This window comes from Nocardia sp. NPDC004123 (genome assembly GCF_053603795.1).
The window spans coordinates 137,410-163,315 of the sequence record NZ_JBSGGG010000006.1; the positions used below are offsets into that span (position 1 = coordinate 137,410).

The window sequence follows — 25,906 nt, forward strand, 5'->3', positions numbered from 1 at the left end:
GCTGAAGAACCCCCGCCGGACAGGTCCGCGGGGCCGGGAGTCCGACATGATCGGTGCCGCAAGCCATCCCGACCGAATGAGGCCATCCACCATGACATCCTGGACCCGTCACGCCGCCGCCGCTCTCGCCGTCACCGGAATCTGCTCCGCCGCAGTGCTTTCCGGCACCGGTGTGGCGGCCGCCGACGACGATGACTCGCTCACCCGTTCCACCTGCAGCTGGGCCCAGATCGACACCACTCTCAACGATCAGGATCCGGTGCTGGCCCGGCTCATCGACGGCCACCCGGAACTCACCTCCGGGCTCGCCGTGATGTACCAGCTGCCGCCCGAGGCCCGGCCCGAGTCCTTCTTCCGCATCGTGTCCCAGTACCCCGACGTCGAGGACCGCATCGAGCAGATCCGCCACGACCACGCCCCCGGCAGCGAACCCGTGCGCGCCAAGTTCGACCGCGTCGCCGACACCTGCCACCGGCACTAGCCCGGCAGACGCTGCTGTGGGCGGATCCGCCCACAGCAGCGCGGCAGGACTTCCGGCGATCCGCTGCGGCACCGTGAAGGCATGGCAGAGAACAAGACTCCGATGTTCAACTGGCACACCAGGGAACAGCTCTTCGCCCGCCGGGTGCTCGTACTGGACGGGCCGCTCGACGACGACAACGGCACGCTGCTCATGACCCAGCTGCTCACGCTGGCGGCCGAGGATCCCGAGGCAGGCATCTCGCTGTGGATCCACTCGCCCGGCGGGTCCGTGCCCGCCATGCTCGCCATCCGCGACGTCATGCGGCTGGTGCCGGGCACGGTGTCCACACTGGCCCTCGGATTGGCCTGCAGCGCGGGACAATTTCTGCTGTCGGCGGGGACACCCGGGCACCGCTACGCCCTGCCGCACGCCCGCATCCTCATGCACCAGGGTTCGGCGGGCATCGGCGGCAGTGCCGTCGAGGTGGAGGTACAGGCCGACGACCTGCGCTACACCGTGCAGACCGTCCTCGGCCTGATCGCCGCCGACACCGGCCAGCCGTACGACCAGGTCTTCGAGGACTCCCTGCACGACCGCTGGTTCACCGCGACGCAGGCCCGCGAGTACGGCTTCATCGACGGCATCGTGGACTCCTTCCACCAGGTCGTCCCGCAGCGCCCGAAGCTGGGGATCTCGGCATGAGCAGCTACACCATTCCTAATGTCATCGCCCGCGACCCGCGCGGGGAGCGGATCATGGACGTCTACTCGCATCTGCTCACCGAACGCATCGTCTATCTCGGCACGCCCATCGACTCCGGTGTCGCCAATGCCCTGATCGCCCAGCTCCTCCACCTGGACGCGGAAAGCCCGGGCCAAGACATCAACCTCTACATCAACTGCGAGGGCGGCGACCTGCCGGCCATGCTCGCGGTCTACGACACCATGCAGCACATCCAGTCCCCCGTGGTGACCACCTGCGTCGGCCAGGCGATCGCGGTCGGCGCCGTGCTGCTGGCCGGCGGCGCGAAGGGCCGCCGCAATGTCCTCCCGCACTCTCGAATCGTCCTGCACCAGCCCGCGATTCGAGGTCAGGGCACCATCCCCGACCTGATCCTGCAGGCCGACGAAATCGTCCGCATGCGCGCCCAGATCGAAGCCATCCTCACCACCCACACCGGCCAGTCCGCGGAAACCCTGCGCCGCGACACCGACCGGGACCGGGTCTTCACCGCGCGAACGGCGCTCGACTACGGCCTGGCCGACCATCTCCTCGGCCCCCGCGCCTGAACGCCGCCGAGCATGCGCTGGTGCACGCACAACGCCGAAAAGGCAGGTGCGCCAACGCATGCTCGTGGATCAGGCGGCCAGCAGGACGGGGGAGATCGCCAGCGGCGAGATGGCCGGGTGCCGGGCCGGGGCGGGACGGGCGCGAAGCAGGTCCTCGGCCACCTGCCGTGTGAGCGAACCCAAGCTGGTGCCCAGAGCCCCCGCCAGGGCCGCGATCATCTCGCTGGACGGCTCCTTGCGCCCCCGTTCGACCTCGGACAGATACTGCGGCGAAATACCCGCCCGCCCAGCCGTTTCCGTCAGTTTCTCCCCCCGCTCCAGCCGAAGTGAGCGTAACTGACCGCCGAGTGCCTCCCGCCACAGCGGCTCGCGCACCGGCGCCGGACGCATCGCACGTCGCGCCACGGCCCCTTCGTCGAGACCACCGGGAATTGCTTGCAAACGCGGATGCTCGGCCATCTCCCGAGCGTAAATTCCCCCACCCCGCCCCCGCGCCCCGATCTGCTCAGGGCGAAATGTCGTCGGGGCGTGCGGGGGTCGGTGCGTGACCTTCACCCCTCGGGGTTTGGGGGCCGAGCCCCCAAACGTCCCTTGGGGTTTCAGGGGCGAAGCCCCCGAGAAGAGCCGGAAGTCGGCTAGACCCGCCCGATGGCGGCGGCCATCACGCGCACGGCCGAGACCAGGCCGTCGATCAGCTCGCCCTGGCGGAAGGAGCTGGTGGCGGCGGTGGCGCCGAGCTGACAGACGCGGTCGTTGGCGCGGTCGGCGACGTCGCGGCCGGAGCGCACCTCGACAGAATTGGCGTTCGGGTCCACCGCGATGAGCACCGAGCGGGCGGCCTCGGGGGTGGAGGGGAACAGGGCGTCCACGCCGGCGGCCGAGTCGGAGCCCAGGTCACCGATGTAGATGTTGAAGCGCACCTTGGTGGCGCGGGTGGCGTCGGTGAGCGCATTGTCCATGAGCAGCCGCTCGCGGTCGCTGAACGGCGCTTCCTTGAAGACGTCGCCGGCCTCGTGCACACCGGAGACGCGTCCACTGGTGGTGATCGCGTAACCGTGGGGTAGGTCGGCCTCGTCCACCGCGGGCCAATTAGAACTTGCCACTTGCCCGGCCTCCGATCAGCTCCGCGTGGGCGGATTCGATAGCAGCATGGTCACCATGCGAATCAGCAGTGTCGTGGTGGCCGGATCCGGTCACCTCGTCGGTCGCGCTCCACAGCACCGGGGGCTGGGTCCACTTCGCACCGAGTTCGTAGTGTTCCGGCTTCTTGCCGGGCAGCGGCTTGCCGAGGAACGACAATCCGGCGATCACCAGATAGATCGCGACCGGGATGCCGACGTAGATCAGCACTGTCTGGAGAATGCTCACGGCCCAACGGTAGTCGATGCCCGTATGACTACTACGACCGGTAAGGGCTAGTGCGGCCGTGTCGTGACAAACCCCTTTCAGACCAGCCAGGCCGTCGAGTTCGCCGGAAGTTCCCGCCGCGCATTGATCGCCGCGCTCGCCAGCAGCACCTCACCCGCGGGGAGCAGGATCGGCGCATCGGTGGCATTGAGCACGCACAGCAGACCGCCCTCGCGCCGGAACGCGAGGCAGCCGGGCGGACTCGCGTACCACTCCAGCCCGAACCCCCCGAATTCCGGCCGGACGGCCCGCAATTCGATCGCCATCCGGTACAGCGACAGCATGGAATCCAGTCGCTCCAGCTGCGCCTCCACGGTCAGCGCTGCCCACTCCGGCGGCATGGGCAGCCACGGCACCCCAGTCGTGAACCCGAACGGCGGCGACTCCCCCTCCCACGGCAGCGGCACCCGGCAGCCGTCCCGGCCGCGCTCGGTGTGCCCGGAGCGTTCCCAGGTGGGGTCCTGCAGCGCCCACTCGGGGAGGTCGTCCACATTGGCCAGCCCCAATTCGGCTCCGTTGTAGACGAATACGCTGCCCGGCAGCGCCAGCTCCAGCAGGATCATGGCCCGCGCCCGCGCCTGCCCGACGGGCCCGCCGCCGTAGCGGGTGACCTCGCGCTCGATGTCGTGGTTGGACAGCGTCCAGGTGGGCGTCGCGCCGACCCCGGCCACCGCGCGCAGCGAATTGTCCACGGCCGCGCGGATCCGATCCGGCCGGAAGGGCGTCTGGGCGAGCCGGAAATTGAAGGCCAGGTGCAGTTCGTCGGGCCGGAGGTATTCGCCGAAGCGGGTGTTGTCGTCGACCCACACCTCGCCGATGGCGACCGCGTGCGGATACTCGTCCATCACCTTCCGGATCCGCCGGTGGATGTCGTGCGCGCCGGGGTTGTTGAAGCGCGGATCGTCGTCCTCGAGGTGGAGCATCCGCGTGTCGACGCGCTCCATATCGGGCAGGCCCGGGGGTTTGGCCATGCCGTGCGCCACGTCGATCCGGAAGCCGTCCACGCCGCGGTCCAGCCAGAACCGCAGGGTTTGTTCGAAATCGGCTGCGACCTCGGGGTTTTCCCAGTTCAGGTCGGGTTGTTCGGCGGCGAAGATGTGCAGGTACCACTGCCCCGGTCTACCGTCCGGTTCGGTCACCCGGGTCCAGGCCGGACCACCGAAGATGCTCGGCCAGTTGTTCGGCGGCACAGCGCCGTCCGGCCCGCGGCCGTCGCGGAAGAAGTACCGCGCCCGCTCCGGACTCCCCGGCCCCGCCGCCAGCGCCGCCCGGAACCAGGGATGCTGATCGCTGGTGTGGTTGGGCACCAGGTCCATGGTCACCCGCATGGCCCGGTCGTGCGCCTCGGCGATGATCTCGTCCAGCGCCCCGAGGCCGCCGAACAGCGGGTCGATATCGCGCGGGTCCGACACGTCGTAGCCGCCGTCGGCCATGGGCGAGCGCATCACCGGGCAGATCCACAGCGCGTCCACCCCGAGTAGCTCGAGATACCCCAAACGGTCACGCAGCCCACCCAGATCACCGACACCGTCACCGCCGGAATCGGCGAAGGAACGCGGGTACACCTGGTAGAACACAGCAGATCGCCACCACGGAGCCGGACCGGCCCCGCCCCCGGCTGCGGCGGAAAAATCAGTCACAGCCGTAATGGTGCCAAAGCACAGTGACTTTCGCGGCCACGTCGAATGGACTTGTCCAGTTTCAGCAAATGATCAGCGGACAGCTGCGGGCGCCCGGAAACACTGTGAGGCGCTGGGATTTCTGCGGATCCAACTCAGAAAGGCGAGTTGATCAGCGAATTGGCGGCCATCTCGAAGTAGTCGAGCAGCTGCTGCCGGTGCACATCGTCGAGCACCTCCGGCTCGATTTCCGCCACCGCGATGCGCATGGCCCGCAGCCACGCGTCCCGCTCGATCGGCCCGACCTTGAACGGCATGTGCCGCATCCGCAGGCGCGGATGCCCGCGCTCGTCGGAGTAGGTCCGCGGCCCGCCCCAGTACTGCTCCAGGAACATCCGCAGGCGTCGCTCGGCCGGGCCCAGGTCCTGCTCCGGATACAGCGGCCGCAACACCTCGTCCTGCGCCACCTCGCGGTAGAACGCCGCGACGATCCGATGGAACGTCTTCTCGCCGCCCACGGCTTGATAGAAGGAGGTTGCAGTCTGCTCGCCGGAAGTCACGTCCCCATTGTGCCCACTCCCGCGACGTCCGGCCCGGGTGCACCCTCGATGCGGCCGATCGACGCCTCCCAGCACACCGTTCGCAGCCCGGAACAGCGTTTCTCGACCCCCCGGCGGCCCGCGTGCACGATTGTCACGTCCCGTTCATCCGAATGTGCCCGACAATGTGCGAAATCACCGTGCAATATGCGGCAAGTCATGGTCAACTGGGTGGCAGTCTGCCGAGATACCACACAATCGGACGAATACGAAACCGGGGTATGGCCCATGAAGCAGCGGCACGGCGCCCGACACGAGGCGCGGACCCATCGACAACTCCAGCCCGCCGACGTCCACAATCGTGGGTCGGGGGCTACTCCGCTGCACTTGCTGTCCGAACATTCTCATTCCGAGCATCACCTGGGCGCTCATCCCGAGCCCGCCCATCCGGGCGACCACCGCGAGCACGCGCATCATCCGCCCACCGCAGCACCCGTTCCCGCCTGGGCCAAACGCCGCGTGCTGCTGCTGAACGCCACGTACGAGCCGCTCACCGCCCTGTCCGCACGTCGCGCCATCGTGCTGCTGATCTGCGACAAGGCCGACACCGTGCACGACAATCCGGAGGGTCCGGTCGTGCATTCCGCCGGCACCTCGGTGGCGCTCCCCTCGGTCATCCGACTACGCAACTACGTGCGCGTCCCCTACCGGGCACGGGTCCCCATGACCCGAGCCGCCCTCATGCATCGCGACCGCTACCGCTGCGCCTACTGCGGCGGCAAGGCCGAAACCATCGATCACGTCATTCCGCGCAGCCGTGGCGGCGCCCACTCGTGGGAGAACTGCGTCGCGTCCTGCGCCCCCTGCAACCACCGCAAGGCCGACAAGCTCCTGAGCGAACTGGGCTGGACACTGCACCATCCGATGGTCGCGCCGAAGGGTCCGCACTGGCGGTTGCTGTCGGCCAGCTCGGAACTGGATCCGATGTGGCTGCAGTACCTCGGCGAGGGCGCGGCCTGACGCGTCACTCCCCCGTGGGCAGACCGGCTTCGGCGGCCAGTACGCCGAGCGCGCGCAGGAAGGCCGTGCGCTCCTTGTCGGTCAGCCCGGCGGTGAGTTCGTCGTCGAGGTCTCGCGCGGCCTTTTCGCATTCCGCCAGCAGCGCGTAGCCGTGCCCGGTGAGCGTCAGCACCTGCCGCCGCCGGTCCCCGGGATCACGCACGCGCTCGATCGCGCCGAGTCGTTCCAGATGATCGGCCAGCGCCACCACCAGGCTCGGCGCGACGCCGAGCCGGCTCGCCAATTCCTGCTGTGACGCAGCCTCGCCGTGGCTCAGCGCGGTCATCAGCCCCGCGTGCTTGGGCTTGAGATCGAGGGTTTCGATGCGCGCGGCGAAGCGGTCTGCGACCACCGAACCCACCGTGCCCAGCCGGAACGAGACGGTCTTCGGGAGTCCGGTCGGCTTCTTGACATCGTTCACGGGTCAGATGATACTTCCCTCGAAACATTCAGACGCTGAATGATTTAGGGAATGAAGGAAATGGACGCGTACACCGGAATCGCCATCGCGAACGCGGCGGTCGCTTTGATCTCGGGAGTCTCCAGCGTGGTCGGCATGGCACGGCCCGCGATGGCGGTGCCGGACGGTGCCCAGATCAATACGGGCACACTGTTTTTCGCGTATGCCTACGGGGCGCGGGCGGTGCCGCTGAGCATCGTGATGCTGATCCTGCTCGCGGTCGGGGCCCGCAGCGGACTGGCGCCGATCCTGGTGGTCGCCGGACTGGCTCAGATCGGCGACGCGGTCATCGGTGCGGGACGGCGCAACTGGCCGATGGCGGCCACCTGCGTCGGATTGGCGGCCGTGCACCTGCTGTCCGCCTGGTGGGTGGCCGGTCAGTGAGATCGGCTGCGCCGCAGCCGGATTCGCGGATCAGCTGTATTCGCTGACCAGCAGGGCCCAGGTGCCCGGCTCGAGGGCCTCGAAGACGTGCGGCAGATCGCCGGGGTAACAGATGTAGTCGCCGGGCCCGAGTTCCACCGGATCCTCGGCGAGCCCGACCTTGGCGCGACCGGCGCACAGCACGATGTGCTCGACGACGCCACGGGAGTGCGGGGCGGAGTCCCGGGGGTGGCCGGGTTCGGCGGTGACGCGATACACGTCACGGCGAGCCGCGGGCGGGGAGGCCGCGAGCAGGGTGGTCCGGTACTCGGACCGCGCCGAGGCGAGGACCGGGCCCTCACCCGCGCGGATCACCTGGACCTGCGGGGTCGGGGGATCCAGCAGCCGCGAGAACTGGATGTCGAGGGCGAGGCAGAGCGCCCACAGCGTTTCGATGCTGGGGTTGCCGGAGCCCGATTCCAGTTGGGACAGTGTGGATTTGGCGATCCCCGCGCGACGGGCGACCTCGGTCAGCGAGAGTCCGGAGCGAGCCCGCTCCCGGCGCAGAGCGGCGGCGATCGCCTCCTGCGGCGACGCGAGCGCCTGCGGCGGGGACGCCGGCGCCTGCGGGGCAGACTCGGGCACCTGCGGGGCAGACACAGGCTCGGAGCGGTCGGACTGCTGGGTCATGGTGGCGTTCACAGTACCGGGATGTCGGCACGCCCCTTTGACGAACCTGGCCGGTTGTGTTCATTATAGAAAACATGCGTTCGGCATGGCGAACACTCGATCGGGGTGTGCTCACAGGTATCGCGGCGATCTGCCTGGCAGTCGCCATGATCGGCGTATCCTACGGCGCTACCGCGGTGACGTCCGGACTGCCCGGCTGGCTGCCGGTGCTCATGAGCGTCGCCGTCCTGGCGGGCGGCTCGGAATTCGTCTTCATCGGCATTCTCACCGCCGGCGGCGGGCTGGTCGCCGCCGTGCTGGCGGGACTGCTGGTCAACGCCCGGCACCTGCCCTACGGACTGTCCGTGCCCGATGTGGTCGGCACCGGCTGGCGGCGGCTGCTGGGCACCCACGTCATGAACGACGAATCGGTGGCCATGGCCCTGGCCCAGCCGGATCGGGATCGGCGGCGCGCCGCCTACTGGGTGTGCGGGCTCTCGGTGCTGGCCGCGTGGCCGCTGGGCGCGGCGCTCGGCGCCATACTCGGGGCGGTGGTGCCCGACCCCAATACGTTCGGTCTGGACGCCGTCTTCCCAGCCGTACTGTTCTCGCTGGTGCTGCCCGCCCTGCGCGAACCCCTCACCCGCACAGCCGCTCTGGCCGGCGCGGTGGTCGCCGCGGCGACCACGCCGTTCCTGGGCGCGGGGCTGCCGGTACTGCTCGCGCTGACCGCGGTACTGCTGGTCGTGCGCCGCGCGGGCGCGAGCGAAGCCACCACCACCGCGAACGCGGATCAGGCGACGAGGACCGAGTGCACCCCCGCTGCGGCCGGGACCGTGTGATGCGGGCGATCTTTCGACGGCTCGGCTCCAGGAGCGCGCGCCGATGACCAAGACTCTCCTGGTGGGTGCCATGGCCTTGGCCATGGGCACCTTCGCATTCCGATTCGCCGGGCCGCTGTTGCGCAGCCGGGTCAGGATTTCGCCGCGCACCATCCGGCTGCTGGAGATCGCGTCGGTCGTGTTGCTCACCGCGCTGGCGGTCACCACGCTGGTGCCCACGGGCAGCGGCCAATTCGGGTGGGCGTTGCCCGCGGGCGTGCTGGTCGCGGCGGGGCTGGCGTGGAAGCGCGCGCCGCTGCTGGTGGTGATCCTCTCCGCGGCGGTGGTCACGGCGGGGCTGCGGATGCTCGGCGTGCACTGAGGAACGAGTCCTCGGTGTCTGCTGAGGAGCGCACCTTCGGCGTGCCGTATTCGCTAGCCGCGCAACAGGTCCGCGAGCCGGGCCCAGGAATCCTCGGCGACCTCGGGCCGGTACCAGTCGCGGCCGGGGAAGAGGAAGCCGTGCGGGGCGTCGTCGTAGACCACGATCTCGTGCTGGATATTGGCCGTGGTCAGCGCCTCTTCGAGTTCGTCGCGAGCCTCGGCATCGATCAGCGGATCCCCACCGCCGAAGAACAACACGACCCGGCCCGTGATGCCGGGGGTGGCTTCGACGGTGGGTTCGGGTGTGGACAGCGGGATATCGGTATTGGTGAGCCAACCCGGGTAGAACGCGGCGGTGGCGGCGAGCGGGAGCTGAGTGGCGGCGTAGTAGGCGACATGCCCGCCCGCGCTGAAGCCAACCATGTTCAGCGAGACCGCGCCGCGGCCGCGCAATTCGTCGAGACAGGCCGAGACATCGTCGACCACCCCGGGACGGGTCAGGGTGCGCAGCAGTTCCAGGCCACGTTCCCGGTCGACGTGCAATTCCAGCTCGGCGCGCGGCGCGACGCGGTGGAACAGGTCCGGCAGGACGGCGATGACGCCCAGGGACGCCAGGCGGTCGGCGGCCGCTCGCGCCGTGGCGTGCTGGCCGTAGATCTCGTGTCCCACAACGACTCCGGGATACTCACCCGGTTCCGCCGGACGGGCCACATAGGCGCTCATCACGGCATCGCCGACCTTCAGGTCGGTCCACTCGGTCACGATCGCGGCATCGCTCATGCCGCCAAGGTAATCGGCACGGGGCGGGGCGACCAATCGTTGCGGCTATGCCGGCCATCGCGATTCCGATGGCCGGCGGACCGGCTGTCGTGTCAGCCACCCACCACGGGCGCGAAGGCCGGAGCCAGCAGGGCGATGCCCAGCGCCACACCTGCGAGAATGCACCTCAGGATCGTCATGATGATGGCCCCTCACTGTGGTTACGTTCGGCCCGACTCGAACGTAGCTGGGCTCGAAAAACCTTACGAGCCAGGAAATTCGGTGCCCCGCGCATTGGGGGCGGGTTCGGGCGGGACTCGGCGCCGGAAGGGCGGCAGAGCCTCCGTGCGGGAGCAACAGCAGAGCCTCCGTGCAGGAGCAACAGCAGAGCTCAGTGCAGGAGCAGCGGCAGAGCCTCCGTGCAGGAGCAGCGGCAGAGCCTCAGTGCAGCAGCAGCGGCATGGCGGGGCCGCGACGGCGGGCCACCGAACCGTAGCGGGCGTCCAGGCGTAGCCAGGTCCGGGCCGCGCGCACCCGCACGATCTCGTCCACCGGGATGCGGCGGGAGTCGGTCTTCTCGCCGCCGTGCGGAATGAAATCCATGGCGGCGAGGGCGAACACCACCCGCATTGGCACCTCGACCTGCTCGCCGCCGCCGGATACGGTCAGCACCGTCTGATCCAGCAGGGCGGCCGGCGGGCCGTGCTGGCTGCCGTGCTCCTGCGCCAATTCGGCGCCGCGCTCGGCCAATTCGACGAGCATGCGGGCGGGCACGTCCTCCACGTGGACGAAGCCCGCCTCCGGCGGCAGCGCAGCGCGCCAGGCGGAGTCCATGGCATAGCCCAGCCCGAACGCGGCGCCCGCGTCCGGCCCGTGCAGCCCGGCGAGGACGGCGTCCGCGCCGACGGACACATCGTCCATCCCTAGCTCGGCCACCACCGTCCGCACCGCCAGCGCCTCGAATCCGGTGGTCGCCCAGGCGGAGACGTAGCGGTCCCCACGCCGGCGCAGCCGGATGACGGCCGCCGGGTCGAGGCGGATGGCGTGCGTGATGAAGGTGGCCAGGTTCTCGCGTTCCGCGGGATCCGGAACGTGCAGGGTCAGTTGTCCCGACAACGGTCGTTCTCGGTCAGTCGGCCAGCCACTGCGCGAGGTAATCGCGTTCCTCGGCGGTGAGGCGGCGTAGGCGCTGGGTGTCGATATCGAAGGCGGCCAGCTGGGTGGAGGCGATCACCGCCGGCGGGGAGTCCGGGGCGGCGCCGGCCGCGCGCACCTCGTAGCCGACGGTGAAGTCCACCGCGCGCAGCCGGTCGATCCACATGGACACGTCCAGCGGCGAATCCTCGTGGCGGAGCTGGCCCTTGTACTGCACCCGCAGATCGGCCAGCACACAGCCGGACCGCAGCGCAACCGTCGGTCGCTCATCCAGGAACAGCCACGGGATGCGGGCCTCCTCCAGCAGGGTGACCATGCGGGCATGGTTGATGTGCTGGAAGGCGTCCATATCCGACCAGCGCACCTCCACCGTGGTGTGGAAACGCTTCGGCTCGGCCGAGACCGGGGACTCCCCCGGACTCGGTGCTGCCGTCTTCGCCTGGCCGTTCAGCGAACCGACACTTGTCAACGCGGTACCTCCGATTGCGCACCCACCCCACTTACCATGCTGCGCACCTGCCGCGCCGCAACCGACAGCGTGGCCAGATCGTGGGTTCCGGACTCGAACAGTTCCGACAGGGCAGAGCGCGCACGGCCCAGCCGGGACTGGTTCTTGGACTCCCAGTATGCAATCTTCTCCTCGGCCGTCTCCTCCGGGTCACCGCCGGAGAGCACGTCGAGGGTGAGCGAGCGCAGCGAGCCGTACATATCGTCGCGCAGCGCGAGCCGGGCCAGCGCGTGCCAGCGATCACCGCGCTCGAGGTGGCTGACCGCCTGCAACAGCCAGTCGATCTTGAGGTGATCGTTGAGCGCGTAGTACAGCGCGCCCACCTCGTCACCGCTGCGATCGGTGATGTCGGCGATATCGAGCACATCCAGCAGCGGGAACTGGTTCAGCAGGCCGAACACCTCGGTGGCCAGCTCCGAGGGCGCGCCCTGCTCAACGATCGCCTGGGACTGCGCATTGAGACTGTCGATGTGGTGACCGCGCAGCCAGCCCGGCACCTTGGGCGAGAGCGTGCGCACACCCTGCGCATAGCGATGGATCTCGGCGCCCACCGCGACCGGCTGCGGGCGGTTGTTGAGCAACCAGCGCGAGGCCCGGTCCAGGGTGCGCTTGGTCTCCAGCTCCAGCACGTCTTTCGTCCCGGTGGAGATCTCCGCGGCGCGAATACGTCCCCACACCGAGTGCAGATCGAAGATCTGGGTCGCCGCGGTGAAGGCGCGGACCGCGTCGGAGGCCGAGGCCCCGATCTCCTCGCCCAGACGGAAGGCATAGGTGATGCCGCCCAGGTCGACCACCTCGTTCACCAGCATCGTGGCGGTGATCTCCCGGCGCAGGCGATGCCGCTTGATGGCCACACCGAAGCGGGTGCGCAGCGGGGTCGGGAAGTACAGCGGCAACCGTGCGGAGAAGTACGCCATATCGGGCAGATCGCTGGCCAGCAGATCGGCCTTGAACGAAAGCTTCACGTGCGCCATGAGATTCGACAGCTCCGGCGAGGTGAGGCCGGTGCCCTCCTCGGCGCGATACTTCATCTGCGCGTCGCTCGGCAGCGCCTCGAGCTCGCGGTCCAGGCCACGGCGTTCCTCGAGATCCTCGATGACGCGCTGGTGCACATTGAGCATGTGCGGGGCCTCGGCCCGGGACATGCCCATAAGGATGTTCTGGGAGACGTTGTCCTGCAGCACGAGTGCGGAGACCTCGTCGGTCATCGAGGCCAGCAGCGGATTGCGCTCGGCCTCGGGCAGCTCGCCGGAGGAGACCACGCCGTCGAGCAGGACCTTGATGTTGACCTCGTGGTCGGAGCAGTCCACACCGGCGGAGTTGTCCAGCGCGTCGGTGTTCATCTTGCCCTCGTGGCGGCAGAACTCGATGCGGCCCAGAGCGGTAACGCCGAGGTTGCCGCCCTCGCCGATCACCTTGACCCGCAAGGCGTTCGCGTTCACCCGGACCGCGTCATTGGACTTGTCGCCCACCTCGGCATTGGTCTCGGTGCTGGCCTTGATGTAGGTGCCGATGCCGCCGTTCCACAGCAGCTGCACCGGGGCCTGCAGGATGGCGCGGATCATCTCCGGCGGCGACAGCGAGACGACGTCGGCGGCCAGGCCGAGCACCTCGCGGACCTGGTCGGTGACCGGGATGGCCTTCACCGTGCGGTCGTAGACCCCGCCGCCCTCGCTGATCAGGGACCGGTCGTAGTCGGCCCACGACGAGCGCGGCAGCGCGAACATGCGCTCGCGCTCGGCGAAAGACGTTGCGGCATCTGGGTTCGGGTCCAGGAAGATGTGGCGGTGGTCGAAGGCCGCGACCAGCCGGATGTGGCGCGAGAGCAGCATGCCGTTGCCGAACACGTCACCGGACATGTCGCCGATGCCGACCACCGTGAAGTCCTGGGACTGGGTGTCGATATCCATCTCGGCGAAGTGCCGCTTCACGCTCTCCCACGCGCCCTTGGCGGTGATGCCCATGGCCTTGTGGTCGTAGCCCACCGAACCGCCGGAGGCGAAGGCGTCGCCGAGCCAGAAACCGTACTGCAGGGCAACATCATTGGCGATATCGGAGAAGGACGCGGTGCCCTTGTCGGCGGCGACCACCAGGTAGGTGTCGTCGGCGTCGCGGCGCAGCACCCGCTCGGGCCGCAGCACCGCGCCGGTGGCGCGATCGACATTGTCGGTGACGTCGAGCAGGCCGGAAATGAAGGTGCGGTAGCAGGCGATGCCCTCGGTCTGCAGCGCCTGCCGATCGGCGACCGGATCGGCGGTCGCGGCCGGCGGCTGCTTGACCACGAAACCGCCCTTGGCGCCGACCGGGACGATCACCGCGTTCTTCACCGCCTGCGCCTTGACCAGGCCCAGGACCTCGGTGCGGAAGTCCTCCAGACGGTCCGACCAGCGCAGGCCGCCGCGCGCCACCGGGCCGAAGCGCAGGTGCACGCCCTCCACCCGCGGGGAGTAGACGAAGATCTCGAATTGCGGCCTGGGCTTGGGCAATTCGGTGATCTCCTGCGGTTCCACCTTGAACGACAGGTAGTCACGCACAGTGCCCTCGGCGTCGGTGACGTAGTAGTTGGTGCGCAGGGTGGCCTTGATCAGGCCGAGGATGGCGCGCAGGATGCGGTCTGCGTCCATGCTCACCACCTCGTCGATGCGGTAGCGGACCACGGCCTCCAGCTCGGTGGCATGGTCGGGGTTGGCCGAGTCCGGATCGAAGAGCGCGGTGAACAGCTCGACGAACATGCTCGCCGCCTCCGGATAGGCCAGCAGCACGCGGGTGATGGCGGCCTGGCTGTACTGGAATCCGGCCTGCTGCAGGTACTTCGAGTAGGCGCGCAGGATCGCGACGCCGCGCCAGTGCAGGCCGGCGCGCAGCACCAGCTCATTGAGTCCGTCGGCCTCGGCGCGGCCGTACCAGAGCGCTGCGAACGCCTCGGTGAAGCGTTCGCGTAAACCGCGCACCTGGGCGTCGAGCACGTCGAGCCTGCTCGCGGACTCCACCAGTTCGGCATCCATGTTCCGGTCCAGGGCGCTGCGCAGCAGCTCGGGACGGGCCAGCAGGCCGAAGTCGTAGATCCACTGCTCCGGACCCTGATCGCGCTCGACGTGGTGCGGGCGCTCGTCGATCACCTCCACACCGAGGCTCTGCAGCAGCGGGAGCACCTGGCTCAGCGAGATGCCGCCACCACCACCGATGTAGAGCGTGAAACGCCAAGAGCCCGGGTCGGAGTCGGACCAGCGGTACAGATGCTGGTCGATGCCCCCGTCGGGCAGCCGCTGCAGCCGCAGGATGTCGGCCACGGCACGGGTGGGCTCGAAGTCCTCCTTGTAGCTCTCCGGCAGCGACTCGGCGTAGCGCTGCGCCACCGCCGGGTCGAGCACGGTGGAGTTGGCCACCTCGTCGCGCAGGTGGTCGTCCCAAGTGCGGCTGGCCTCGGCGAGCAGGTGCTGGATGCGCAGCCGGTTGGGCTCGCCGGTGTCGGCCACGATGCCCTGATCAGGCAGCCGGACCGTGAAATACACACTGGCGAGGTCACTTTCGGACACGCGCGCCGAATAGTCGATGGATACGCCGCCCAGCTCGCGCACCAGGATGTCCTGCATCTCCAGGCGCACGCGGGTGGTGTAGCGGTCACGCGGCAGATACACCATGCAGGCCACGAAGCGGCCGTAGCCGTCCATGCGCATGAACAGCCGAACCTGGCGGCGCATACCGACATTCAGCACCGCGCTGGCGGTGCGGCGCAGTGCCTCGCCTTCGGAGGAGAACAGCTCGGTACGCGGGAAGGCCTGGATGACCTCCAGCATCTCCTGGCCGGAGAAGGAGTCCAGGTCGAAGCCGCTGGACTCGATGATGGAGCGCACCCGGCGGTCGATGACGGGGATGTCGAGCACGTTCGCGTGCAGGGCGGTGACGGTGAAGACGCCGATGAACAGGTGCTCGCCCGTGACGGCACCGGAGTCGTCGATCTCGGCCACGCCGACGAAGTACGGGTAGACCGCCCGGTGCACGGTGGCCGGGACGAGGCCCTGGGTCAGCATGAGCAGCGGCTGGTCGCCGCTGTTGTCGGGGACCCGGAAGTCGGTGCCGACGTTGGGGCGCAGCACGCCGAGGCTGGTCTCCGGCACGATGATGGACTTGGCCTGACCGTTCACGGTGCTCCGCTCGTAGCGGGCGTAGCCCAGCACGGTGAAGTGACCGTCGGCCAGCCAGCGCAACAGATTGGCACAGTCGGTGAGATCCGTTGCGGGAAAGGCGGATCTGCCCGCGGTGACCGCGGTGTCGAGCTCGGCGGCGACCCGCTCCTGCGCCTCGCGCATGGCCTCGGTGTCCTCGATGACCCGGCGCACGTCGGTGAGCACGTCGGGCAGCGCGGTCTCGATCTGCTCGAGCTGGGCGCGGCTGGTGGCGGGGTGCAGCTGCACGTGCATCCAGGACTCGGGCAGGCCCGTGGTGCCGTTGGAGTCGACCTCGTGCGGCACCGCCTTCTCCAGGCGGCCCGCGGCGTCTCGGGTCACCTCGAAGATGGGGTGCACGACCTCACTGACGCTGACGCCGATCCGGCTCAGCGATGAGGTCACGGATTCGACCAGCAGCGGCATGTCATCGGTCACGAGCTGGATGGCGACGCCGAGCCCGGCCTCGTCATCCGCATGGTACACACGGACATTCGCGGTGCCGGGGGTGCGCTGGATGCCGAGATCCAGATGGCAGCGGAAGATGTGGGTGGATGTCGCGGGGATCGCGCAGTCAGCATCGCCGGCGTCGACGTGGCGGAAGTACGCCTCCTCGAGGGATACGAGATTGCCCCGCAGAGACGCGGGCAAACTCGCAGCCCAGGCCGCGCTGGACAATTCGGACGAGACCGTCATTTCGCCAACTCCTCGGATTCGGTTCCGTAACAAAGTGACGCCGATGCGAGAGTAGCTGGGCGCTAGAACTGCCGGGCTGAATTCCTCTCAATGCCGCGCCGCGTCTATCATACGGACGAACCGGACGGTTCGGCCGTCGCCGACTTCGTCCGATATCGCCAGGTCGCATACGACAAACCTTGCACCAAAACAGTTTTCACGCACAACTGCGAATGCGAAACCGCTGAGTTCGCTATTCGATAACCGTTCATCTGGCCGGTCACGGCCCGCCATCCAGCGGGCCGCGAACCGTCCGGTAAACGTCTTCGGCCCGACGAAACGGTGATCAATCGACCGTCCTTCGATGGACCGTACGGAATCCAGCGCTCGATAGCGGACCGATGACGGACGCGATCCAGCTAACTCACCCGCGTCGGCGGGTGAGGGCGGCGGTGAATTCGGTTGGGGTGACCCGTTATCCGCGGGTCAGCTTGCGGTGGGTGACGCGGTGCGGGCGCGCCGCTTCCGGACCCAGGCGCTCGATCTTGTTGGCCTCGTATGCCTCGAAGTTGCCCTCGAACCAGAACCAGGAGGCCGGGTTGTCCTCGGTGCCCTCCCACGCCAGGATGTGGGTACAGGTGCGGTCGAGGAACCAGCGGTCGTGGGAGATGACCACCGAGCAGCCGGCGAAGTTCTCCAGCGCGTTCTCGAGCGAGCTCAGGGTCTCGACATCGAGGTCGTTGGTGGGCTCGTCGAGCAGGATCAGGTTGCCGCCCTGCTTGAGGGTCAGCGCCAGGTTCAGGCGGTTGCGCTCACCACCGGAGAGCACACCGGCCGGCTTCTGCTGATCCGGACCCTTGAAGCCGAACGCCGAAACGTAAGCGCGGGAAGGCATTTCCTGATTGCCGACCTGGATGAAGTCCAGCCCGTCGGAGACCACCTGCCACACCGTCTTGTTCGGGTCGATGCCGGAGCGGCCCTGGTCGACGTAGCTCAGCTTGACCGTCTCGCCGACCCGCACCGCACCGCTGTCCGGCTGCTCCAGACCGACGATGGTCTTGAACAGCGTCGACTTACCGACACCGTTCGGGCCGATGACGCCGACAATGCCGTTGCGCGGCAGGGTGAACGACAGATCCTTGATCAGCTGCCGGTCGCCGAAACCCTTGTCCAGGTGCTCGACCTCGACGACCACATTGCCCAGGCGCGGACCGGCCGGGATCTGGATCTCCTCGAAGTCCAACTTGCGCATCTTCTCGGCCTCGGCGGCCATTTCCTCGTACCGGCCCAGACGCGCCTTGTTCTTGGCCTGCCGTGCCTTGGCGCCGGAGCGGACCCAGGCCAGCTCCTCCTTCAGGCGCTTCTGCAGCTTCTGGTCCTTCTTGCCCTGCACCTCGAGGCGCTCGGCCTTCTTCTCCAGGTAGGTGGAGTAGTTGCCCTCGTAGGGGAAGGTGCGGCCGCGGTCCAGCTCGAGGATCCATTGCGCCACATTGTCGAGGAAGTACCGGTCGTGGGTGACGGCCAGCACCGCGCCCGGGTAGGAGGCGAGGAACTGCTCCAGCCACAGCACCGACTCGGCGTCGAGGTGGTTGGTGGGCTCGTCGAGCAGCAGCAGGTCGGGCTTGCTCAGCAGCAGCTTGCACAGCGCGACGCGACGGCGCTCACCACCGGAGAGGTTGGTGACCGGCTCGTCCGGCGGCGGGCAGCGCAGCGCGTCCATGGCCTGCTCGAGCTGGGAGTCGACATCCCACGCGTCGGCGTGGTCGAGCTCCTCCTGGAGCTTGCCCATCTCCTCCATCAGCTCGTCGGAGTAGTCGGTCGCCATGAGCTCGGCGATCTCGTTGAAGCGGTCCAGCTTCACCTTGATCTCGCCGAGGCCCTCCTCGACGTTGCCGCGCACGGTCTTCTCTTCGTTCAGCGGCGGCTCCTGCTGCAGGATGCCGACCGTCGCGCCCGGCGCGAGCCAGGCATCACCGTTGTTCGGCTGGTCCAGTCCCGCCATGATCTTCAGCACACTGGACTTACCCGCGCCGTTCGGGCCGACGACACCGATCTTGGCGCCGGGAAGGAAGTTCAAGGTCACATTGTCGAGCACGACCTTGTCGCCATGCGCCTTTCGCACCTTCACCATCTGGTAAATGAACTCAGCCATATCGGCAAGCCTAACTGTGTGTAGTAGCGGGTTCTCCGGCAGTGTCCGCATCCACGGACAGCCGTTCCACGGGTTCGGTCCGGTCGGTTCGACCGAAGGTTTTGCGCACCACCGGGGCGGTGCAACGACCCAGGTCGGGGCCCAACGCCAGGGCCCGCATCTCGAGGTCGGTGCGCTCCGCGCCATCTCGGGTGGTGTACTCGTTCGAGCGCAGCTGCCCGTACGCGATGATCGGATCACCTCGCTGCAGTGACGCCTCGACTCCTTCGATGATCCCCCGTCGCCAACAGTTTACGGTGAGGTACAGGGTGCCACCGTCCACCCAGTCCCCCGCGCCCTGATCGTAGCGGCGAGCAGTACTGGCCAGCCGGAAACTCAACAGCTGTTCACCGTTCTGCAGCGCGCGCCGCACCGGATGGGTGACGATCCGGCCGATCACCGCGGTGTTCGCCTCGTACATTGCACTCCCCCTTGTCGATTCGAGCCTGTGCCTGCCGTCGATCTCAAGGTTCTCGCGCAAGCGCGGGCGGCGACAGGACCGGATCGGCGAGTGTGGACAACTCGCGGGGTGTGGATAGGTTCGCGGCGCGCTACAGCGTCGCCAGGTCGGTATTGGCCCCGCACAACACGATTACCGGCCGCTCCCCCGGTGCCGGCACGTACGCGCCGCTCTGGATCGCCGCCACCGCCGTGGCGCCGGCCGGCTCCACCACGATGCGGAACTCGCGCCACAGATACTCGCGCGCCATCACGATGGCATCGTCGCTGACCAGGATGGAACGCACCGCGTAGCGCTGCGCCACCTCCATGGCGATATCGCCGATCCGGTTCGCGCCCAGCGAATCCGAGGCCACGCTGGAGACCTCGACATCCACCGGGTGCCCGGCCGCCAGCGCCGAGTGCAGGGTCGGCGCGCCCTGCGGCTCGACCCCGATCACCCGGCCACGCAGCCCCAGCGCCGCCGCGACACCGGCGACCAGACCGCCGCCACCCACCGCGACCAGCACAGGCGGCCTGCCCCGCACCTGCTCCTCGATCTCGAGCCCGACCACACCCGCGCCCGCCACGATCTCGGGCAGATCGTAGGCGTGCAGCTGCATGGCGCCGCGCTCGGCCGCGAGCTGGCGGGCGTACCGGTGCGCCTCGGCGTAAGTCGTTCCGTGCCACAGCACTTCGGCGCCGTGCGACCACATGGCCGCCACCTTGGTGTGCGAGGCCGACTCGGGAACCACCACGGTGCACGACATTCCGCGCAACGCGCTGGCCAGCGCCGCCGCGATCCCGGCATTGCCGGCCGAGGCCAGCACCACATGGGTCTTGTCACCGCGCGCCTGCAACAGCGCGTTGAGACAGCCGCGCACCTTGAAGGTGCCGCCGTGCTGGAGGTGTTCCAGCTTGAGGGTCACCGGGACCGGGCCGCGCGGGCCCAGGATGTCGGTGTGGAAGACGGGGGTCTTGCGGGTGTGACCACGCAGCAGGCGGCGGGCCTGCCGCACATCGGATCGATAGAGCCGCTTGACTTTCCGGGTCGCCATGGCGACGTCGTTCACTTGCGCACCTCTCCGTCACGCCGGGCGAGCTCGGCGAACATGGCGTTGTACGCCGTCAGGTCCGCGTCGTCGTCGCGTTCGGCCTTGCGATCGAGCCGGTTCGCCAGGCGTTTGTCGCTGCGTGACCACTGGATGAGCAGCGCCAGCATCACCACCACCAGTGGCACTTCGCCGCTGGCCCAGGCGAGGCTACCGCCGGTGTGCTGATCGGCGAGCAGATCATGGTTCCAGGACAGGCCCAGACCACGATAGAACCAGCCGCCCATCACGGTATCCATGCTCATCAGCGCGATGCCGAAGAAGGCGTGGAACGGCAGCGAACCGAACACCATGCCCAGCTTGGTGAGCGGCTCCACCGGGCGCGGCTTCGGATCGATACCGATCACCACCCAGTAGAAGAGGTATCCGCTGAGCAGGAAGTGCACGTTCATCACCAGGTGCGCACCGTGCGTGCCGACGAACTTGTCGAAGATGCCGCCCAGGTACAGCGCGTAGAAACCGGCCACGAAGAACACCGAGGCCACCACGGGCTGCGTCATGAAGCGCGACACCGGATTGTGCACGGCCGCCAGGATCCACTCGCGCGGCCCGGGCGGCGCGTCCCGACCGGCCGGTTGAATCGCCCGCAGCGCCAGCAGCACCGGGCCGCCCAGCGCGAACAGGATCGGGGCCAGCATGGACAGCATCATGTGCTGGGCCATGTGCACGCTGAACATGGCCGGGGCGTAGCGGCCGACACCGGAACTGGTGGCGATCAACAGGGTGGCGCAACCCGCGAGCCAGGCAATGGTACGGCCGACCGGCCAGGAGTCGCCGCGCTTGCGCAGCCGCAGCACGCCCAGCACGTAGACCACGGCCAATACGAGCGCGAGGGTCCCGAAGACGAGATCGAAACGCCAGTCGAACAGCAGCCGCCCGATATTCGGCGGGCCGGCCAGGTTGTAGCCGATCTCCACCTCGGTCGGCGTGGGCACCGTGCGCAGGTCCGGCGGCGGGGTGCGGCCCAGGCCCACGGCCAGGCCGACGGTGGCCGCGAAGATCAGTGCCTCGACGCCCGCGAAGCGAATGAGCGCGCCGCGATCCTGCGGATCCTTCTCCAGATCCGGGATGGCGCGCTGCCGCTGCAGGAACCCCACGACGCCGAGCAGGATCAGCGCGGCGGCCTTGGCCAGCACGAGCTTGCCGTAGGTGGTGCTGAACAGATCCGACAGCGGCACCCGGACATAGGCGTTGATCACACCGCTGATCGCGATGACCACGAATGAGACGGTCGCCACTTTCGAGAACCGGAGCACGGCGAGCGCGGTGTATTTGCCGTCCCGCAGTGCGTAGGCCAGCACCGCGAACAGGCCGCCCACCCAGAAGCAGGCCGAAACCAGGTGCAGGATCAGGCTGTTGGTGGCCAGATCGTGCGCGCCGCCCGACGAGGAGTGCCCGGTCAGGGCGACCGGCAGCAACGACAGCACCGATAGCCACAGCAGCACCGGCGTCCAGCCCCAGCGCAGCGCAACCCGGCAGCCGATGGCCAGCACCACCACCATGAACACGGTGAATCGCCACGACCCGGCCACATCGACCTTGTCCGCGGCGCGCCACACCTCCTCCGGGCGCAGCGAATCCTGCAGCGGTTGCCCGGTGGTGTCCGACAGGGTCAACGGCACCAGCAACGCTGCCGCGACCGCCCATGCCAGCGCCGCGTTCCCAGCGCGCCGCAGCGCCCGATACCCGCCCACGTCGAGCAGCCCGCTGCTCTGCGGCGGCACGAAGAACGCGGCGAACAGCAGCGACCCGACGGTCAGGGCGGCCGAGAAATCCGCGACCGCCCGGACCGCCGGCAGCCCGTAGGTGGTCAGCGGCCCCGGATCCGGAATACCCAGCAGGGTCAGCGCCTGCGCCGCGGACAACGCCACGACCAGCGCCGCCACCAGCGCGGTCGCCGCGCCACCCAGTGCCGTGATCGCCGCGAACGTCACCCCCGAACCCGACCGATTCGGCGAAACATCCGATCCCGCGGGCGGGTCCTGCACTGACGACATGGGCCCAGCGTAGTTCGGAGCGCCCGTCCAGACTCCCCTGGGGTTTCCGGTCCTCCGGTCTGCACAACCGCCCCGACGCGCCGAACAGTTGCTACGCGACCCAGCTTTGCTGATCTGGACGCTCGCTATACTTAACGCGCTGGACACCGAGATCGATTTCGGTCAAGGTGTTTGGAGCCCGCATCACCGCCGATGCCCGCACTGCCTCCGTAGCTCAGTTGGATAGAGCAAGGGCCTTCTAATCCCTAGGTCGCAGGTTCGATTCCTGCCGGGGGCGCACACGGGGTGACTGACCAGCGACAACGCTGGCAGTTACACCAATACCCGTACCGGGGAACCCGCAAACCGCACTGTAACCCCAACCAACTCCCAACTAATTCACTTGGCGCTGACCGCGTTGTGAAGCGCGGCGGCCGCCGGATGCACCCGCCCCGGACGATGTACCGCCCCTGGGTCATCGAGGGCTCGGCGTGCCGAGGGCGTCGGCTGCGACACGCGCAGACAAGCCGGCTTCGTCCAAGATCGTCGCCACGGCACCGCCACCATCCTCCACAGCACCGCCACATTCCTGACAAACCGGGGCTTGCCATCCCGTGCCACGCCGCTGCACTGGCCCCTGGAGCACCGTCGACGAGCCCGTGACCGGGCTGCTGGCCCCGTTCGTCAAGGTTCTTCGTAACGGCTCAGAGAGAAGGGCACTTGAGCGTTCGGGTAGGCGGAGGAACATATCCGTTCGGCCAGATCGTGGCTGACGAGTAGCACACGGATTCGAGGTCCGCGCCGGTCAGGTCGGCGTCGGCCAGGCCCGTGCCAGTCAGGTCCGCACCCTTCAGGTTTGCCCTGGTCAGGTTCGCGCCGAACAGGCTCGCGCCGTTCAGGTTCGCGCCGTACAGGTTTGCCCCGGTCAGGTTCGCATTGAACGCCAGTGCGCCGATCACCTGTGCCCCACCCAGATACGCGCCGGTCAGGTTCACGCGGTTCAGTTGCGCGCCATTCAGGTGCGCGGCGGCCAGGTGCGCGCCCGACAGGTCTGCGCCAGTCGGGGCTGCGCCGGTCAGATCCGCGCCGTCCAGCGTCGCGCCCGTCAGTTTCGCTTCGAACAGTCGCACGAACGTCAGGTGCGCGTAGGCCAGATGCGCGCCGGTCAGATGGGCGCCGTCCAGCGTCGCCCCGCCCAGATCCGCGCCGGTCAGGTTCGCCCCATCGAGCCGGGCCGCCGCCAGGTCGATACCTGCCAGGCACGAGGCTTCGAGGTCGATCGGATTGGGGCCATCATGGCTTGTTGCGCGACGGCCGACGGCCGCGACCGCAGCCTGCACATCGACCGGTAACAGCGATCCAGAATGCGTCCCGGGCTCGGGTGCGACACACGGCGTGAGGGGCGAATGAGTTCGAACGAAGGCGGTGAGCACTTCGTACACAGTCGGATGGTCCGCGGGCGAATCGTGGGCCACGCGTTCCAAGGAGTAGATGCCGCCGAGGCGTATGTCGATCGTGGTTGAACCGAGGTGCTCGATTGCTTTGCCGAACCGGTCGGCTATCTGGCCTTGCTCGGACAAAACCATTTGATTTTGGTTGGCGTGCAATGACTGGCCTGTAAACCATAGTGCGGATACGGCCGTGAATGCGGTGGCGAAAGCGATTGGAAGAGCGGCCACGCAGCCGGTCGGTAAAACGAGTCACCGTACCTCCCAACCAGATTCGCTCGATCCACGTGGCGAACCATGCCGTCTAGTTCGGTTTGGGAAACTTTACCCGATTACTTGTCCATATCACGAAGGCCGCGGCAGCAAAGACGTCGAACGAGCGAGCAAGTTATGGACTTCGACATGTGAACTGACGCGCAGCCGTGAATGTTTCAGCCTTACAAGGGGCTCGGTAGCTCTGGCGCGAAATACAACGGATAACCTGGCCAGGGGCACAGGGCTGCCATAGGTGTTGCGGCCGGGCTCGCCCATGGAGTGAGGGATCGACGAATAGAGCACTGTAGACCGGCAGGCCCGGTCCCGGCGGATTCCGGCATCATCTTGCGGTAGTGCGCTACGGGGCCTGCGGAAGTGCTCGAACTGCTGGATTATCTGCGGCGTTGGCGTGACTGCCGGATCCTGGGCATCTGCACCACTATCCCCGGGTTCCGCAGTCACGAGTTTCCGTGGAGCCCACCGCTTCTGCATTGTTCCGGGCGATCGGCTGAGTGAGTACTCCGCACAGGACCAGATCGAGCAGGCGGTCGACGGACGCGTCGTCGGCCGATCGGTCGCCGGTCCATGCGATAGCCGTCGCCATGCGGACCAGGTCGTCGACAGCGACCCCCGCCCGCGCGTACCCGGCCCGCTGCGCTTTCGACAACAGGCGCTCGGCAGCGACCATGGCCGCTTCACAGTGCGGCGCCAGCGGATTTCCTGGGGTCTCGAGCGCGCGCGCGATCTCCTCCGACAGCCCGCGGACCCGACGAATGTGCGACACCAGCGCGACCAGCCACTGCCGCAGTACGTCCTCGAGATCGGTTTCGGCACACAGGGATTCCGCCAGCGCAGTCACCTCACCCAGGCTCTCGCCGACGGCCGCGGCAATGAGGTCCTCCCGCTTCGGGAAATGCCGGTACAGCGTGGCCGCGCCGACCCCGGCACTGCGCGCGATCTCGTTGAACGACACCGCAACGCCCTCGGTTGCGAAGGTCGCGCGCGCGGCCTCGAGCACGCGTGCCCGGCTGCGCCTGGCATCGGCCCGCACACCGCCCGGCGGGGGCGAGTCAGCATCGCTCACGAACTACTCCTTGCTCAATCGGAATGCCGTTCCATATATTCGGAACGGTATTCCGAATCATAGATCACCGAGGTTGACCGTGACTCTTCCACCGAACATGCCGCGCACCGGACTCTGGGTGAACGGCCTCGATCTACAACCACCCACGATGGTCGCCGAACTGGCCGCCGAACTCGAGGCGACGGGACTGGGCGCGATCTGGCTCAGCGAGGGGCTCGCGCACGACCCGTTCGTCACCGCCGCCGGGCTGCTCGCCGCGACCCGGTCGCTGGTGGTGGGTACCGGGATCGCGGTGATCTACGGCAGGCATCCCCATTGGATGCGGGCCTCGGCGCGAGCGGTGCTCGACGCGCACCCCGGCCGGTTCCTCTTCGGTCTCGGGACGTCGAATCCCCTTGTGGTGGAGGAAGTCCTGAGGCTGGAGTACCGCAAACCACTGGCCGCACTGGGCGAATACCTCGACGAGCTCGACCAGCCAGACGCCCTGCGGGGTCGGCTCGGGCTACCCGACCCCGGCCCGCTGCCCCGCTTGCTGGCTGCACTCGGTCCGCGCGCCCTGCGGTTGGCCGCGGACCGCGCCGACGGTGCGATCACCTATCTCGTTCCGCCCGAACACACTTCGCGGGCTCGCGCCATTCTCGGTCCGGAGCGTGCACTCGTGGTCGAGCAGGCTGTCGTGGTCGGAACCGACGACGACAGCGCCCGCGCCCGAGCCCGGGCGCATGTCGGTGCGTACCTGTCCAATCCCGGATACCGTGACAGCTGGCGCCGGCTCGGATTCACCGACGCCGATCTCGCCGGGACCGGCAGCGATCGGCTTCTCGACGCCCTGGTCGCCGTCGGCCAGGACGAAGTAGACCGGCGGGTCGCGGCCCACCTCGCCGCCGGCGCCGACCACGTCTGCCTGCAGGCTCTGCCCGCCGAGCCGTTCACCATCCCCGTGGAGCAGTGGAAGCTACTGGCCTCCATGGAGATCGGCCGCTGACCGCCGGCCCGGTCAATGGATGTTGTGCCGGCGCTTCCCGCAACGGCCCGAAATCCCTGGCGCCGACACCGATCTGGTCCT

25 protein-coding genes and 1 tRNA gene are annotated in these 25,906 nt (G+C 68.2%); 9 read left to right on the plus strand and 17 right to left on the minus strand.

What is annotated here, in order from left to right; translation table 11 throughout:
- Positions 1–91: 91 nt before the first annotated feature.
- From ACWEQQ_RS10545 to ACWEQQ_RS10555, 3 genes are all read left to right on the plus strand, one after another.
- On the plus strand, positions 92–481 hold the full coding sequence (locus ACWEQQ_RS10545; RefSeq protein ID WP_354834689.1) for a hemophore-related protein: 390 nt from the start codon (positions 92–94) through the stop codon (positions 479–481).
- An 81-nt stretch (positions 482–562) separates the two neighbouring features.
- Positions 563–1,165: a ClpP family protease gene (locus tag ACWEQQ_RS10550; protein ID WP_452341934.1), complete on the plus strand. Its 603-nt coding sequence runs from the start codon at positions 563–565 to the stop codon at positions 1,163–1,165.
- A complete protein-coding gene (locus ACWEQQ_RS10555) occupies positions 1,162–1,752 on the plus strand; it encodes a ClpP family protease (RefSeq protein WP_452348015.1) in 591 nt (196 codons plus the stop codon). Before ACWEQQ_RS10550 ends, ACWEQQ_RS10555 begins: the two co-directional genes overlap by 4 nt.
- Before the next feature lie 69 nt (positions 1,753–1,821).
- Here the strand turns inward: ACWEQQ_RS10555 and ACWEQQ_RS10560 are convergent, their stop codons facing one another.
- The 5 genes from ACWEQQ_RS10560 to ACWEQQ_RS10580 all read right to left on the minus strand — a co-directional run bounded on the left by ACWEQQ_RS10560 (position 1,822) and on the right by ACWEQQ_RS10580 (position 5,338).
- Entirely contained in the window at positions 1,822–2,211 is a 390-nt protein-coding gene (locus tag ACWEQQ_RS10560; RefSeq protein WP_452341933.1) for a helix-turn-helix domain-containing protein, read from the minus strand.
- A 176-nt stretch (positions 2,212–2,387) separates the two neighbouring features.
- Positions 2,388–2,855 carry a DUF5130 domain-containing protein gene (locus ACWEQQ_RS10565; RefSeq protein ID WP_452348016.1) on the minus strand — a complete coding sequence of 156 codons (468 nt, stop codon included), beginning with the start codon at positions 2,853–2,855 and terminating at the stop codon, positions 2,388–2,390.
- A complete protein-coding gene (ctaJ, locus tag ACWEQQ_RS10570) occupies positions 2,842–3,120 on the minus strand; it encodes an aa3-type cytochrome oxidase subunit CtaJ (RefSeq protein WP_328289985.1) in 279 nt (92 codons plus the stop codon). The genes ACWEQQ_RS10565 and ctaJ overlap by 14 nt, the downstream gene beginning before the upstream one ends.
- A 77-nt stretch (positions 3,121–3,197) precedes the next feature.
- On the minus strand, positions 3,198–4,799 hold the full coding sequence (locus ACWEQQ_RS10575) for a glycoside hydrolase family 13 protein (RefSeq protein WP_452348017.1): 1,602 nt from the start codon (positions 4,797–4,799) through the stop codon (positions 3,198–3,200).
- A 134-nt stretch (positions 4,800–4,933) separates the two neighbouring features.
- Positions 4,934–5,338: a globin gene (locus ACWEQQ_RS10580; protein ID WP_452348018.1), complete on the minus strand. Its 405-nt coding sequence runs from the start codon at positions 5,336–5,338 to the stop codon at positions 4,934–4,936.
- Between the two features lie 267 nt (positions 5,339–5,605).
- On the opposite strand from ACWEQQ_RS10580, the gene ACWEQQ_RS10585 reads away from it, so the two are divergent.
- Positions 5,606–6,337 carry an HNH endonuclease gene (locus tag ACWEQQ_RS10585; protein ID WP_354834668.1) on the plus strand — a complete coding sequence of 244 codons (732 nt, stop codon included), beginning with the start codon at positions 5,606–5,608 and terminating at the stop codon, positions 6,335–6,337.
- Between the two features lie 4 nt (positions 6,338–6,341).
- Here the strand turns inward: ACWEQQ_RS10585 and ACWEQQ_RS10590 are convergent, their stop codons facing one another.
- Positions 6,342–6,797 carry a MarR family winged helix-turn-helix transcriptional regulator gene (locus ACWEQQ_RS10590; RefSeq protein ID WP_452341930.1) on the minus strand — a complete coding sequence of 152 codons (456 nt, stop codon included), beginning with the start codon at positions 6,795–6,797 and terminating at the stop codon, positions 6,342–6,344.
- A gap of 51 nt (positions 6,798–6,848) precedes the next feature.
- On the opposite strand from ACWEQQ_RS10590, the gene ACWEQQ_RS10595 reads away from it, so the two are divergent.
- Entirely contained in the window at positions 6,849–7,220 is a 372-nt protein-coding gene (locus tag ACWEQQ_RS10595) for a hypothetical protein (RefSeq protein ID WP_452348019.1), read from the plus strand.
- A 30-nt stretch (positions 7,221–7,250) separates the two neighbouring features.
- Here the strand turns inward: ACWEQQ_RS10595 and ACWEQQ_RS10600 are convergent, their stop codons facing one another.
- A complete protein-coding gene (locus ACWEQQ_RS10600) occupies positions 7,251–7,889 on the minus strand; it encodes a helix-turn-helix domain-containing protein (RefSeq protein WP_452348020.1) in 639 nt (212 codons plus the stop codon).
- 74 nt (positions 7,890–7,963) lie between these two features.
- On the opposite strand from ACWEQQ_RS10600, the gene ACWEQQ_RS10605 reads away from it, so the two are divergent.
- Positions 7,964–8,710: an AzlC family ABC transporter permease gene (locus ACWEQQ_RS10605; protein ID WP_452348021.1), complete on the plus strand. Its 747-nt coding sequence runs from the start codon at positions 7,964–7,966 to the stop codon at positions 8,708–8,710.
- A 43-nt stretch (positions 8,711–8,753) separates the two neighbouring features.
- Entirely contained in the window at positions 8,754–9,071 is a 318-nt protein-coding gene (locus ACWEQQ_RS10610; protein WP_379444312.1) for an AzlD domain-containing protein, read from the plus strand.
- A 53-nt stretch (positions 9,072–9,124) separates the two neighbouring features.
- On the opposite strand, the gene ACWEQQ_RS10615 is transcribed toward ACWEQQ_RS10610, so the two are convergent.
- The 8 genes from ACWEQQ_RS10615 to ACWEQQ_RS10650 form a co-directional block, all read right to left on the minus strand.
- Positions 9,125–9,853 (minus strand): dienelactone hydrolase family protein, encoded by a 729-nt coding sequence (locus ACWEQQ_RS10615; RefSeq protein WP_452348022.1) that lies wholly within the window; start codon positions 9,851–9,853, stop codon positions 9,125–9,127.
- Positions 9,854–10,273: 420 nt separating this feature from the next.
- The gene (locus tag ACWEQQ_RS10620; protein ID WP_452348023.1) at positions 10,274–10,948 is read right to left on the minus strand and encodes a hypothetical protein; all 675 of its coding nucleotides are present in this window, start codon (positions 10,946–10,948) and stop codon (positions 10,274–10,276) included.
- Positions 10,949–10,961: 13 nt separating this feature from the next.
- Positions 10,962–11,357: an acyl-CoA thioesterase gene (locus ACWEQQ_RS10625; RefSeq protein WP_379382851.1), complete on the minus strand. Its 396-nt coding sequence runs from the start codon at positions 11,355–11,357 to the stop codon at positions 10,962–10,964.
- A 95-nt stretch (positions 11,358–11,452) separates the two neighbouring features.
- Positions 11,453–16,357 carry an NAD-glutamate dehydrogenase gene (locus ACWEQQ_RS10630; protein ID WP_452348024.1) on the minus strand — a complete coding sequence of 1,635 codons (4,905 nt, stop codon included), beginning with the start codon at positions 16,355–16,357 and terminating at the stop codon, positions 11,453–11,455.
- Between the two features lie 454 nt (positions 16,358–16,811).
- Positions 16,812–18,488, minus strand: coding sequence for an energy-dependent translational throttle protein EttA (gene ettA / locus ACWEQQ_RS10635; protein ID WP_452341923.1), 1,677 nt, complete (start codon positions 18,486–18,488; stop codon positions 16,812–16,814).
- Between the two features lie 10 nt (positions 18,489–18,498).
- Positions 18,499–18,948, minus strand: a complete 450-nt coding sequence (locus tag ACWEQQ_RS10640; protein WP_354834641.1) for a single-stranded DNA-binding protein — start codon at positions 18,946–18,948, stop codon at positions 18,499–18,501.
- 130 nt (positions 18,949–19,078) lie between these two features.
- Complete coding sequence (locus ACWEQQ_RS10645) at positions 19,079–20,023, minus strand: threonine/serine dehydratase (RefSeq protein ID WP_379399035.1); 945 nt, start codon at positions 20,021–20,023, stop codon at positions 19,079–19,081.
- A gap of 11 nt (positions 20,024–20,034) precedes the next feature.
- Positions 20,035–22,074, minus strand: a complete 2,040-nt coding sequence (locus tag ACWEQQ_RS10650; RefSeq protein ID WP_452348025.1) for a cytochrome c oxidase assembly protein — start codon at positions 22,072–22,074, stop codon at positions 20,035–20,037.
- Between the two features lie 203 nt (positions 22,075–22,277).
- Here ACWEQQ_RS10650 and ACWEQQ_RS10655 point away from each other — a divergent pair.
- Positions 22,278–22,351: transfer RNA gene (locus ACWEQQ_RS10655), tRNA-Arg, on the plus strand.
- Positions 22,352–22,757: 406 nt separating this feature from the next.
- Here ACWEQQ_RS10655 and ACWEQQ_RS10660 read toward each other — a convergent pair.
- Both ACWEQQ_RS10660 and ACWEQQ_RS10665 read right to left on the minus strand, forming a co-directional pair.
- On the minus strand, positions 22,758–23,639 hold the full coding sequence (locus ACWEQQ_RS10660) for a pentapeptide repeat-containing protein (protein WP_452341884.1): 882 nt from the start codon (positions 23,637–23,639) through the stop codon (positions 22,758–22,760).
- 556 nt (positions 23,640–24,195) lie between these two features.
- Positions 24,196–24,840 carry a TetR/AcrR family transcriptional regulator gene (locus tag ACWEQQ_RS10665; protein WP_452341883.1) on the minus strand — a complete coding sequence of 215 codons (645 nt, stop codon included), beginning with the start codon at positions 24,838–24,840 and terminating at the stop codon, positions 24,196–24,198.
- Between the two features lie 79 nt (positions 24,841–24,919).
- Here ACWEQQ_RS10665 and ACWEQQ_RS10670 point away from each other — a divergent pair, with 79 nt between their 5' ends.
- Positions 24,920–25,825: a TIGR03620 family F420-dependent LLM class oxidoreductase gene (locus ACWEQQ_RS10670; protein ID WP_452348026.1), complete on the plus strand. Its 906-nt coding sequence runs from the start codon at positions 24,920–24,922 to the stop codon at positions 25,823–25,825.
- Positions 25,826–25,906: the final 81 nt, after the last annotated feature.

Coding starts and splice junctions, on each gene's coding strand:
- ACWEQQ_RS10650 (WP_452348025.1), bottom strand. CDS start 22,074: ATGTCGTCAGTGCAGGACCCGCCCGCGGGATCGGATGTTTCGCCGAAT.
- ACWEQQ_RS10545 (WP_354834689.1), top strand. CDS start 92: ATGACATCCTGGACCCGTCACGCCGCCGCCGCTCTCGCCGTCACCGGA.
- ACWEQQ_RS10550 (WP_452341934.1), top strand. CDS start 563: ATGGCAGAGAACAAGACTCCGATGTTCAACTGGCACACCAGGGAACAG.
- ettA (WP_452341923.1), bottom strand. CDS start 18,488: ATGGCTGAGTTCATTTACCAGATGGTGAAGGTGCGAAAGGCGCATGGC.
- ACWEQQ_RS10645 (WP_379399035.1), bottom strand. CDS start 20,023: ATGGCGACCCGGAAAGTCAAGCGGCTCTATCGATCCGATGTGCGGCAG.
- ACWEQQ_RS10660 (WP_452341884.1), bottom strand. CDS start 23,639: ATGGTTTTGTCCGAGCAAGGCCAGATAGCCGACCGGTTCGGCAAAGCA.
- ACWEQQ_RS10560 (WP_452341933.1), bottom strand. CDS start 2,211: ATGGCCGAGCATCCGCGTTTGCAAGCAATTCCCGGTGGTCTCGACGAA.
- ACWEQQ_RS10615 (WP_452348022.1), bottom strand. CDS start 9,853: ATGAGCGATGCCGCGATCGTGACCGAGTGGACCGACCTGAAGGTCGGC.
- ACWEQQ_RS10600 (WP_452348020.1), bottom strand. CDS start 7,889: ATGACCCAGCAGTCCGACCGCTCCGAGCCTGTGTCTGCCCCGCAGGTG.
- ACWEQQ_RS10585 (WP_354834668.1), top strand. CDS start 5,606: ATGAAGCAGCGGCACGGCGCCCGACACGAGGCGCGGACCCATCGACAA.
- ACWEQQ_RS10555 (WP_452348015.1), top strand. CDS start 1,162: ATGAGCAGCTACACCATTCCTAATGTCATCGCCCGCGACCCGCGCGGG.
- ACWEQQ_RS10630 (WP_452348024.1), bottom strand. CDS start 16,357: ATGACGGTCTCGTCCGAATTGTCCAGCGCGGCCTGGGCTGCGAGTTTG.
- ACWEQQ_RS10595 (WP_452348019.1), top strand. CDS start 6,849: ATGAAGGAAATGGACGCGTACACCGGAATCGCCATCGCGAACGCGGCG.
- ACWEQQ_RS10640 (WP_354834641.1), bottom strand. CDS start 18,948: ATGTACGAGGCGAACACCGCGGTGATCGGCCGGATCGTCACCCATCCG.
- ACWEQQ_RS10605 (WP_452348021.1), top strand. CDS start 7,964: ATGCGTTCGGCATGGCGAACACTCGATCGGGGTGTGCTCACAGGTATC.
- ACWEQQ_RS10610 (WP_379444312.1), top strand. CDS start 8,754: ATGACCAAGACTCTCCTGGTGGGTGCCATGGCCTTGGCCATGGGCACC.